The organism is Halobacteriovoraceae bacterium (assembly GCA_020635115.1).
GTDB lineage: Bacteria > Bdellovibrionota > Bacteriovoracia > Bacteriovoracales > Bacteriovoracaceae > JACKAK01.
Genome location: JACKAK010000005.1, coordinates 127,080 through 138,974, shown reverse-complemented (window position 1 = coordinate 138,974; position 11,895 = coordinate 127,080). Strand labels below are relative to the sequence as shown.

Below are 11,895 nucleotides of genomic sequence, written 5' to 3'. Positions count from 1 at the left end.
TTTCCATGACAATTTAAACATAGGTCTTTTATGTAAATATGCCCTATTTCGAAGATGTATAATATATGATCATAGAAGTTTTCAGTTCTTACAATGTCGGTATTATTTGGTTGCAGAGAGGAGTGTCTTTTTTAAAAGTTTCATTTTTTTAAAATCTTCTAAATTATAAAAAACGTTATTTTCAGAAAAAGAAGGAATTTTAACCCCTTTTTCTTCAAGTGAATTTAAAATATCCATAATGACTCTTCGGGTAGTGATTGATTTCTGCCCATAGCTATTTGCAATTTCTAAAAGTCCTAGAATGTTTCCAGTGTTTGGGGCATTTCTTAAAATGTCTTTTTTATAAAAACCAATTAATTTATATTCAATCTGTGAGATTCTATACTTGAAAATATTTGCAGCAGAATGATTTAAAAAAACATCATTTATATTGTAAGCAAGATGTCTTAATTCATCGTAATCTTTTTGAGTTGGATTAGTTAATGTCGATAACCATTTATTTAAGAATTTATAGTCCAAATAAAATTTTAGAGAAACTAAGGACCAATACTCAGATAAATATTTATTGTACTTAAATATACGATCCCTTGGATTGAAGAATTTATCGATCAAAACGATTGTCTCAAATGAAATGAGTTGTGTGGATAGAGCATTTATGAGGTCTAGAAACATCTGAAATTTTATTTTGATAAATGGATCACTTTTATCTAAATTCAATGATTCTTCGGCATAGTTAACAAAAAAACCAACGATTTGGACAAGCATATAACTTTCTTGCTTACCAACAGTAAGAAGTAGTTTTATTGCAAGATAGGTCCATTCGTTAAGATCTTTAATATTCGAAAAAGAAATACTTTTACTTTCAAGAAGATAAACCAAAGACATGTAGTTAATCTCATTAACAGAATATTTTTCAAGAATGTGCTTTGGAAAATATTCATCAGTATTCATACTATTTGAATTCAGTTCAGGATATTTTTCAAAAAATTCTTGCATAGTATTTATCTTGCTCACTCCAAAATGCCTTTGGCATTCAAAATGAACCGATCCATCACTTCCTTGAAGTTCTAAAAGAAATAGAAAAAAGATCAAGAAATACTTTGAAAATCTTAAATGTACCAACATAAAAAGGTTCTATAACAGTTCTTCGTATGTATCAATATGTATTATATTTACAGGAATTAAGTAAAAAAAAATATATTTTATTAAATATACTTTATAGACAAGAAAAGAAGAACTTACAGTATCTCTCAAAAAAATATATTTTATCAAAAATTTGTTGAAAGATTTATGTTTCGTATTATGTTATCAAAATTCATGCAATATATTTTTCTATGGAGATTAAATGAACTCGAAAAAGATTAAAATTTTATTTTCAGCATTTATAATATTAGTGTCCTAATCTAATTTAGGAGAGGATACTCATGTAATTAGACCTATTTTTGCTTCCGTTGAAGCTCAAAAAGTAATTGCTGTTGTCGATCTCTGAAAAAAGTTAGATTTTTTAAGTTGTTCTTTTATAGACGGTGCGATTGTAAAAGAAACATGTGAAAAAATAAGTGAAAACAAACTGCCAAAGAATACATCGTTTATTGAAATATTTAAGAAAGTTTTTGAAAAAGAATTAATGAACGAGTTTTCAGGACAATCGAAAATTGATTCTGCTCTCAAAATGGGAGGAGCTACATTCTCAGGTTTAATCCTTGGAGCGTTATTTTTAAATCCAGCAATCAATTATACAGTAAAATCTGTTAATGAGTACAAAATTTACAAAACTTTAGCTGATTATACTCGTGTAGATGGAAAAATAGTTATTCCAAAAAACATAAGATTTGGGACAAAAATTTTAGCAGGAACAACTAGTGTTGCTCTAATCATATCTGGATTATATTCCTTGGGAACTTTCGCTGGAGAAAGTATTAAAGAGGGGTTATTGCAAATCTCTAATGATTTAGATAACATAGATATTAATGTTGTTCTAAAAGATTTGACAGAGATTACTTTGAACGAAGAAAAAGCGATGATAATAATTGAGAATGCGCTAAGAAATTCACTTGATAAAATTATTATTGTAGAAACGAACGATCTTGATGGATCAAGTTACTATACATCAGAAAATTTGTAAGTACTTATTTTGGATTCTTATTTTGAGGCCCCAATTCAAAATTTCCGTATATATTCTTTTCTCAATTTTAGATATTTCTTTTTTTTTACATATATTCATCGTATATCAACTTTTATGAAATATATTCTTTTCTATAAACCTTTCAATGTAAACTGCCAATTTTCTGGTGATAAAGATACGCTCTCGGATTTTGGTATCCCTAAGAATGTATATGCTGCAGGAAGATTAGATAAAGACAGTGAGGGGTTACTGGTTCTGTCTGATGATGGAAACTTTATCAATAAGCTAACAAACCCCAAATTTGAAAAAGTTAAAACTTATTGGGTTCAAGTTGAAAATATTCCTACTAATCAAGATATTTCTGTATTGATGAAAGGTGATATTGTTCTTTCTCATAAGGGGAAAAAATACAAAACCAGGCCCTGTGAAGTTAAAAAAATTGATCCTCCACTAGTCGTTGATAGAAATCCACCCATTCGTTATAGAGCTTCAATTCCTACATCTTGGCTTGAGATCAAAATTTGTGAGGGTAAAAATAGGCAAGTTAGGAAAATGACTGCGGCCATAGGATATCCAACTTTAAGACTTATTAGAGTGCAAATTTCAAAAGCTAAATTGCGAGATTTAAAACCCGGAGAATGGGCAGAAGTTAAAAAAGAAGAAATACTATAGTTCCATTAAATGAATTTTTTCAGTAGGGATAGAGAACTTAATTTTTTGACCTTTTTCAAGACAATAAATATGTGAGAGAAAACTAATATAAATCTGTTTAGTTTTGTATTGTACAGTACAAAGTGTAACTGGACCTTTGAATACTGTTGATTGAACTCTTCCGGAAAATTGAAATGAAAAATCAATGGATTCAAAATTAACCATCTCTGGTCTAAAATGAAGCAAATACCTTCCATCAGGTTTATCTACTGGCAAACTTAGTTCTTTAAAATCATCAAATATTAGTTTTTGTCCCTTGACTTTAACGGCAAAGATATTTGTTTCGCCCAGAAATTTTGCGACAAACGGATGATTTGGTTTGTAATATAATTCTTTATTTGTTCCTATTTGGAGACAAACACCATAATTAAGACACATGATTTTTCCTGGAATAGATAAGGCCTCTTCAATGTTGTGGGTTACAAAGATTGCACTTGTCTTAGATTCAATCAAATAATTAATAAGGAGATTTCTGATTTCTAAAGTATTGTTTTTATCAAGATGAGAAAATGCTTCATCAAATAATACAAGCTTAGGTTTATTAATAAGTGATTTAATAATAAAAATTCTCTGTAATTGTCCAGCGGAGAGGGTTTGTAGTGCTCTTAATTGAAGATATTCAATATTAAAAATAACGAGTAATTCTCTCAAATGATTAATTTTAGATTTTTTGTCTTTTACATTTTCAAGGATAAAATCTTGTGCGTTTTGAGTTGGATCAAAATTGAAAGTCTGTTGCATTAAGGATATTTCTGATTGCACTAATGTTGACTGTAGTTTTCCATGCGTCGGGGAGAGCTGTCCTTGAATAATTTTCAAAAGTGTACTTTTCCCCGCTCCAGATGGTCCAAGTAGGCATATGATTTCACCGGGTAGGAGAGATAAATTAATATTGCTAAGAGCAGCAATTTCCTTATCGTTGAAAGAATGTCCAATTTGTACAAGTTTAAGCATTGTGCGTTGTGTAGCATAAGTTTTGAAAACTGTCTAGCGTAAGTATTCTTCAAGTCTTGGGAACATGTCTTTTTCGACGTATAGAGTTTGAATTTTTTTCTTTATATATTTTTGAAGGATATCTTTGTATTCATCAGCATTTGCATTGATGATTTTAATCATTTTTCCTGAAGATTTAAGTTTGATATAGACATCGCATGGAATGAGTTTACATCTGGCCAGTTTTTCAATTTCAACACCAATCCAACCCTCCTCTTTATGTTCAGCTAGTTCAAGATCAGATCCGAATGCTTTTCTGAGTGCTTCCTTGAGTTGTTTTTGAGAGACAGGTTTAGGAATATGTGAATTGGCGCTTGAATTTCTTAGAAGATCTTTAATATTTGGATCTGAGCTTAGATCAATTGTTGAAATGAGGATAAAGGGCATTTCAAGCATTTGCATTTGGGTAAAACGGTAAATTTCACCGCCATTTTTATGATCAAGTTCATATTCAGTTACAACTGTGCCATAAGATTGATCTCTTGCTATAAAATCAATTGCTTCCTGGCCATTTGTAGCGAAATCAAACTCAACCTCAGGAAACTCTGATTTTATCATGGACATACTTTGTTTTCTTTCATATTCATCTTTTAAGCATACGAGTATCTTCATTTGCTTATTTTAACGTCAATTTTAAGAATTGTGTAGACGGAAGCTATTCGATTTTTTCATGCATAAATCGTAGGATATCTATGATACTGAGGTTTCCAAGTGGGTAATTATCCTCATTAACGATTATGATATTTCGATTACCAAATTCAAGCATATTGTTGATTGCAAACGCTATAGGGTGTTTTTTTAGCAAAGTTAAAGGATGTTTTGTCGCAATACTGCTAATTGGAGCATTTGGGTCAGGATTGTGTGCCAAGTAGTTTTTTACGATATCTCTTTCAGTAATGACACCTTTTAGAACTGAAGTAAACTCACAGACAAAAATAATGGACTGTTTAAGTTTTCTTATTCCAGACAAGACATTTGAAATTGGATCTTTGCTGTCAACTATCATGGGTCGAGAGAGAGTAAAATTTCTCAATGTAGTATTGAAAAATGTGTAAGTATCAGAAAATGTATTCTCTTGGGAAAGGGAAAGGTCACCTAGTAGATCATCCACATCGTATGACTTCCAATGGACTTTTGTCCCTCTATCTTCTAAATATTTTGTAAAATTTAGTTTAATATATTCTAAAAGATCTCTACTTGAAAAAATTCCAGAGAGTGTATTATCAGTTTTTACAATAGGTATATGTCTAATTTCTCTAATTGCCATAAGTTCAAGTGCATCAAGAATAGTGTTGTCTTTATAGAGGGATAAAACTTTAAGGGTTGCAAAATCTATTGCCTTTAGATTTCTCCAGTTTTTGTCATTGAAATCTATTTTTAGAACGATATCTTTTTCAGAAATTATTGCTTGAAGTGCTCCTTGTTCATTTAAGATAGGTAAAGAGCCGAAGCGATTTTCTGAAAAAATTTCAGCTGCTTTTCCGATAGAATCATTTACTGATATTGTTTTTACATCCGTCACCATATATTCAGAGATGGGATGAAGAAAGTTTTTTTTGATGAAAAATTTATTACCCATATCAGAACCTTAAATAGTGATTAGTCTCTTATTCTAAATGTTTCTCCTAATAATTTCAATATTGCATATATTGTTTAGATTGGAAATATGATGTCTTCTCTACAGTTTTTTGATATTTTAGACTGAAAATATTTTTTCAAGGGGGAGAGGTGAAAAAAATTGTATTTTTGAGTTTTTTAATCATCTCAATTGGTTTTTATATTAATTTAAAAATTAAAAAAAATTCAGATGAAATAATTCCTAAAGAGAGTTTAAAAGACAATTCTTCTACTATGAATGATTCTTCATTGAAAGATAATTTAACCCAAATACTTCATAAGAAAAACTTGTCACAAAATTCGAATGATTCCAAAAGAACAAGGCCTTCGAAAATAATTTATGAAATCCCTAAGAATGTTAATTGGGATAAAGTTGATATTCTTGAAACGGATAATGAAGGGAATGTATATCTAAAGAAGGATTCTTTGGAAGAGCATAAGGATTTCTTTACCTTCCATGATACGTTAATTTTAAAAGGAAGTCTTAAGGGCAAACCAAATAATCAAAAAATAAAAATAGAAAAACCATCACTTTGGCCGGATGGAATAGTTCCTTATGTGATTGATTCTCGTCTCGAAATTGAAGGTCAAGTGTTAACTGCTATCGACTTTATGAATCAACAAACTAATCTACAATTCATTCCTAGGCAAGGCCAGAAAGATTATATTTACTTCACTTCTGGAAAAGAACATTGCTATTCCTTTGTAGGAAAAGTTGGAGGAAAGCAAGAAATCAAACTTTCCAATGGCTGTCGAGTCGGGGAAATACTCCATGAAATGAATCATGCTGTTGGGAGGTTTCATGAACAATCGAGAGAAGATCGGGATAATTATATTGAAATTTTTTGGGGTAATATAGAAGAAAAATTTCATGATCAATTTAGAAGAGTTCCAAAGAGCGTTTTTAATCTCTATAACGATGAATTAGATCTCCAATCCATTATGATGTATGATCCATACTCATTTGCACTTGATAAATCACACCCAACAATTATTTCAAAAGATGGTAGTGTTTATACAAAAAATGAATCAGAATTAAGTTATTGGGACATTGAAGTACTCAATATGATGTATAAAAAATAGGGATAGGTTATGAGAAAATGGAGCTTACTTTTATTACTTCTGATACTAAATGGTTGCGCAACGCATTCAAATAAGGAATATGAAAACTACTCTCATCTAGAAGAGCTCCCACTTCCTCTGAGAGAAATCGGCTTTTCTGACAATGATTTTAAAGTGCAACTAAATCATATTAGAACGAAATACAAAGAGTATATCAATGAAGCGATTTACAAAAAAATATTAGAAGTTTTTAACCAAAAGGATTTTAACAAATACTTAATGGATAAGGCCTTGACAACTAATGGATATGAAAAATTTGCAGATGATATTTCCAAAATGATGAGTAGTTCAATTATAAAAAAAGTGAATAAGCTTAGAGTTAAGGAAATTGATGAAAAAGAAATTAAGGATTATTTAGATTCTTATGCAGATCAAAAAGATCATAAGGAAAGGGCAGAGTACATTCGTAAGTTGCTCCTCACAAGTAACCCTTCTCAGGTTGGTCTTAAGGGACTGATTGATTTAACATTAAGGATGACAAGTGATAGTAAGCAAAAAGATTATAGTGCTAATAAAATTTCACATGAAATTTATTCTCATTTTATGAATACATATTATTTCATTGGTTTATACGCTTACAAGGACCTCTCTGTTGAAGATTTAAAAGAATGGTCAGATCTACAGGATCAACAATATTACCAAAATACAAGGGTTTTTTTGGAATTGATACAACAGCAAACAATTGAACATTTTATGAGGATGATTTGAAAAATAAACTCACAAGAATTCCATATACATATATTTAGATATGTCTAAAAAACCACAATGATGAATTTTATACAAAAGTTAAAACAATTTACTGACTAACTATTGTGCAAGAATGAATCAGATAGAAATATTGAAAATAAAATTAATACATAATATATCAAGATTTGGAATATTGATTATTTTCTCAGTTCATCTAGGACTTGGGATGGGGCTATTAAAAATTTAAACTAACAATCGAAAAAGGTATGTTTCCTTTTATCTTTTTGTGCACAAGTTGGCCCTTCAAAAAAAAGCAAGAATTTAGTTGTCGCTACTACAAAGAATTTCGTTCCAAGAGATAATTTTAAAATTAGGCCAGTAGGGGATTTTAACAAAACACGATTTTCAAAATTGAGATTATTTTTGTTCACTTGCAAGATTTCTATTATTTTGTCTATAACTTGAAAAATGTTTACTGTGAAACTCCCAGTATTTTACCCATTTTTCAGGATCATTGTTAAATGCATTTTTAAGTGCTGGAAGGTAATTGGCCTCAACTTCTCGCAATCTTTCAATTCCTTTTTCTGGTTTGTCAATATTAATTTTGACTCGAATATCGGCCATTTCCCTGATCATATTTGTTTCATTACTCATATATGGAATGATAGCATTTTCAGACAAATTTAACTCATTTACAATGAAATTATTTAAATCAATTGTCCATTGCTTTCTATACTCTGAATTCAGTTTAATAATTTCAAAACCACGATTATATAGAAGATTGTCAGTGAATGTATTTTTAAAATCATCTGTTTTTGCTGGATCAAAGATAGGTTTATTTTTCTTATTTTCTTTGATTTGATTGAGGAGTTCATCTGAATCAGATTGTTTTGAACTCACAATATTTAAAACACCATTGTAAATATCTCCAGAAAAAATGATCAAAGAAATGACTGATAATCCCACAGCAATTTTGATTCCTGTTCTTTTGTAAAAATCTTTTACTTTTTGGGCCGCATCTTGATTAAAGGGAAGAGCTTTTTCGAGGTTTTTGTCTTTTTGAACATCATCTGTAGCAAAAGCATATTTAACTATTTCTTTTATTTCCTTAGAGGGTAAAACGTTTTTAATCGCACCATGATGATTTTTAATATCTTCAAATTTATCTAAAAGTAGAACATCTAAATTATCTGCGATATTCGAAATTTGCATTTTTACTCTGGCCTTTTCAGCTTTTCTCATCTGTTGCCTTTCTGCTTCGATAACTTCTTTCTCTTTTAATTTGATACGTCCTAATTCTAGCTCTTGTTCTTTTTTTCTTTCTTCAAATTCTTTTTCACCTTTAGCTTTTATGGCCTTAATACTTTTCCTTAATTCAGTTTCTTCATTTTGAACTCTTTCCATCATTTTTAATCTTTCTTGTTCAACCTCAATTTGAAGATTATTTTTTCTTTTATTAATTTCTGATTCAAGTTCTTTTTTCTTTTTATTTGCAACGTCTAATAATTCATTTGCAGAGGCGTCTGTATTTTGAATTGTAGTCTCATGATATTTGTCTGCGTTGGTTCTTTTATGTTTATCATAGACATCAGCATCCTTTTTTATTTTGTCAGATTCCTCTATTACTTTTTCTTTGTGTATTCGAGCATTTTTTATAATTGTTAGTGCTTCTTTGTTTGCTTTGTCTAAGATTTCTTTTTTTCTATCTTGCGCTTGTTTTTCATTTGAAATTGTTGCTTCTTCAAGTTTTATATATTCTTGTTCAAGATGTTTTTCAATTTTTAATGTTCCACTTTCTAATTCGTCTTGAACTATTTTATGTCTTTCTTTGATTTTTTCTTCATAATTATCTTTTTCAACATTAAATTGTTTAATCTTTTCTTTTAATTCACTTTGCTTTTGTGCAATGTTAATTTCATGTTCTTTAATTTTAGTAGATATTTCTGTTTGTTTTTCATTGTAGTAGTTGTTTGCTTGCGTTAGTTTTTCATTGTAGTATTGATCACCTTCTAGTTTTTTACCAATATAGTATTCATCACCAAATTTAATTTTTTCATTTTCATATGAATCAGCAGATTGAATTTTATCTCTTTCATATTTATCTCCCTTTTTCAGCATTTCAGTATAATATTCATCCGCATCACGTTGTTTTTTTTCTGTTTCTTTGGCCACAACTTTTTCAAGATTTTTAATTTCTTGTGATCTTTGATCGAGATGTTCTTCTAGTTCATTAAGTTTTGTTTCTTTTAGCTCATTTTTATCATTGGCCCTTTGAATCATCTCGTTGGCCCTCATTTCGGCCTCTTTCATAATTAGTTCAGATTTAATTTCTAAATCTTTCTTCTGATCAATGAGTAATTCTTTTTCTGAGGTGATCCTTAGTATATCTTGATGTATTTCTTGAAGCTTTTCGTAGGCCGCGGTTTTGTCTTTTTCAATCTTATCAACTTCATCTTTTAAGTTAATTAGTTTTCTTTCGTTTTCAGCTAATTTATCTTTTTTTGATGAGATTTCCGTTTTTATCGTTTGAAGTTCCTCTTCATGATAAAGTTTTTTCTCTTCAAAGTCTCTTTTCTCTTCGATAAATTTATTTCTAAGATCATTAATTTTTGCTTCAATGGATTCTCTATCATGTTCTAAAGATTTTTGATGAAAATCTCTTTCTTGTTTCAAATCAATAATTTTTTTCTCTTCATCGGAAACGATAAATTTTAGTTCATTTTTTTGTTCAATGAGTAATTTGATATCTTCTTTAATATTGTGATATTCATTTTTTATATCACTTAAATCTTCATTATAAAAAACCTTATCTTGTTCATATTTAGATTTTATTTCGTCATATTCTTTTTTGAGAACAAAGAGTTTTGCATCGGCCTCATGTGTTAGGAGTTTTGCTGAAACATAGGCCTCTCTCACTATATTATCCGCTTTTTGTTGGGCATCTTTTCTTAATTCTATTGCTTCTTCTTTTGCATTAAAAAGTAACTCTTGTTTTTCTTTTTCTATAATCAGTAGATTTTTTTGTTCAATTGCTTCTGTTTTCGCCCTCATTAGTTCAGCATATTCTTCTTGCGTTTGTAATTGTAAGCTGGAGTAGGCAGAATTTCCTTTTTTCTGATAATCTTTAAAAATTTCTTTAAAATTACTTTCTGTTAGATCTTCATTTGTTTCATTTTTAAGTATAACAGAAGCATTAAAAGCATTTTTGATCACAAACTCTGCTTTTTCATTGGCCTCAACTATAAGTTTATGCGCATCATTTTGTGCTTTTTCAAGAATTATATTTGCTTCTCGATCAGCTTTTTCTTTATAAAAAGAAAGTTCATTTTCAGCACTTTTTCTCATATCTGCTGCAAAAAGTTGTGCTTGTGCTTCGATATCTTTTGCCTTGGCCGTGGTGATTTTTTCAAGTTTTTTTGCGCTTTTTTCGGCCTCTTCTAAAATCATTTCTCGATGTGCCTTGGCCTCTTCTAGCAATCTTTCGCTATCGGCCCTAGCTTGTACAATAAAATTTTCATTTTCTATTCTGGCCTTCTTAATTTCAGATTCATTATCGGATAGAAGATTAACTATTTGCTCATTTATTTTTTTTATTTCTGACTTTCTAATTTCTTCAATTTCAACTTCATACTGTTTTCTTTTTTTCTCAATTTCTTGTGCTGTCTCAAGACGTTGCATTTCAATATCTTTTCTGGCCTCTTCTTTTTTTTCATCTAATTCACTTTCGAACATTTCACGCTTTCGTTCAAACTCTTTTTCAAGTGATTTTTTTGCTTTCTTTTCAAAGTGTTCATGATCTTTTTTTAGTTCTTCAAGTTCATAGATGATTTCTTTTTTCTTTTTTTCAAGATCCTTAATCTCATTTTCAATTTTATCTTGTTCATTTTTTGTTTTCTTAACTTTTGAACGCATTTCATCGATATTATCTTTTAAGTCTGTTACTTCATTTGCAAGGATCTTATTAATTTCTAATTGTCCAGAAATATCAATTGATCCAGAACGGTCAATTGGCATCTCATGATTTACTTTTGCTTCAGGTTTGTAATTTTGATTGTCCTCCTCTAATAATTTGTCAATATTTTCAAAGGCCGGAGAAGAGATTTCGGCAGGGACTCTCTCCGATCCTGTGCTATCAGATTTTGATGGGCGATATTCTTTTGGGGCCAAATCTAAAAGATCATTATCCATTTTTTCTGTTACTCTTACTAATGTAATAACAACTTCATCAATTCCAATTTTAATTTTTTGACCAGTGTATTTAATTGGTATTCCTGGATCCATTGGTACTCCATCTAATAAAGTACCATTTGAAGAGTGGAGGTCTTCAATATAGGTTTGTCCGTTAATCTGAGCTATTTTAAGATGTTTTCTACTAACACCAGGAACTTTTAAAATGAGATTAGACTTCTTTGAACTTCCAATGACAAAATCAGCTCCTTTGATTGTTTTATCAAACACACCATTATCGGTGATAATATTAATGTTGTAATAACCTTTTCCTGCCATGATCCTATACTTTTAACAAACCTAGTCTCTAGGTCTCATCGGACATAACACAAAAATAATTAAAGTCTTTTTATCAATTAAAAACTAATTTCAAAATAATACGAATAAAAAAGGGCCAGTTAAATTGGCCCATA

General features: G+C 29.8%; 9 protein-coding genes. 4 read left to right on the top strand and 5 right to left on the bottom strand.

The window, feature by feature from the left end:
* Window positions 1–102: 102 nt before the first annotated feature.
* Window positions 103–1,092, bottom strand: coding sequence for a hypothetical protein (locus H6622_09285; protein MCB9061701.1), 990 nt, complete (start codon window positions 1,090–1,092; stop codon window positions 103–105).
* Between the two features lie 535 nt (window positions 1,093–1,627).
* Between H6622_09285 and H6622_09280 the strand changes: the two genes are divergently transcribed.
* Together H6622_09280 and H6622_09275 are read left to right on the top strand one after the other, a co-directional pair.
* Complete coding sequence (locus H6622_09280; GenBank protein ID MCB9061700.1) at window positions 1,628–2,125, top strand: hypothetical protein; 498 nt, start codon at window positions 1,628–1,630, stop codon at window positions 2,123–2,125.
* Window positions 2,126–2,239: 114 nt separating this feature from the next.
* Window positions 2,240–2,797, top strand: a complete 558-nt coding sequence (locus tag H6622_09275) for a pseudouridine synthase (GenBank protein ID MCB9061699.1) — start codon at window positions 2,240–2,242, stop codon at window positions 2,795–2,797.
* On the opposite strand, the gene H6622_09270 is transcribed toward H6622_09275, so the two are convergent.
* Genes H6622_09270 through H6622_09260 form a run of 3 tightly spaced genes read right to left on the bottom strand, consistent with a single transcriptional unit; the run spans window position 2,792 to window position 5,408 of the window.
* Entirely contained in the window at window positions 2,792–3,790 is a 999-nt protein-coding gene (locus H6622_09270; protein ID MCB9061698.1) for an ABC transporter ATP-binding protein, read from the bottom strand. The two genes, H6622_09275 and H6622_09270, sit on opposite strands and share 6 nt — an antisense overlap.
* Before the next feature lie 33 nt (window positions 3,791–3,823).
* On the bottom strand, window positions 3,824–4,441 hold the full coding sequence (locus H6622_09265) for a hypothetical protein (GenBank protein MCB9061697.1): 618 nt from the start codon (window positions 4,439–4,441) through the stop codon (window positions 3,824–3,826).
* A 43-nt stretch (window positions 4,442–4,484) separates the two neighbouring features.
* On the bottom strand, window positions 4,485–5,408 hold the full coding sequence (locus tag H6622_09260; GenBank protein MCB9061696.1) for a CBS domain-containing protein: 924 nt from the start codon (window positions 5,406–5,408) through the stop codon (window positions 4,485–4,487).
* Window positions 5,409–5,557: 149 nt separating this feature from the next.
* Between H6622_09260 and H6622_09255 the strand changes: the two genes are divergently transcribed.
* Window positions 5,558–6,529, top strand: coding sequence for a M12 family metallopeptidase (locus tag H6622_09255; protein MCB9061695.1), 972 nt, complete (start codon window positions 5,558–5,560; stop codon window positions 6,527–6,529).
* 9 nt (window positions 6,530–6,538) lie between these two features.
* Complete coding sequence (locus H6622_09250) at window positions 6,539–7,276, top strand: hypothetical protein (protein MCB9061694.1); 738 nt, start codon at window positions 6,539–6,541, stop codon at window positions 7,274–7,276.
* A gap of 396 nt (window positions 7,277–7,672) precedes the next feature.
* Here the strand turns inward: H6622_09250 and H6622_09245 are convergent, their stop codons facing one another.
* On the bottom strand, window positions 7,673–11,761 hold the full coding sequence (locus H6622_09245) for an FHA domain-containing protein (GenBank protein MCB9061693.1): 4,089 nt from the start codon (window positions 11,759–11,761) through the stop codon (window positions 7,673–7,675).
* Window positions 11,762–11,895: the final 134 nt, after the last annotated feature.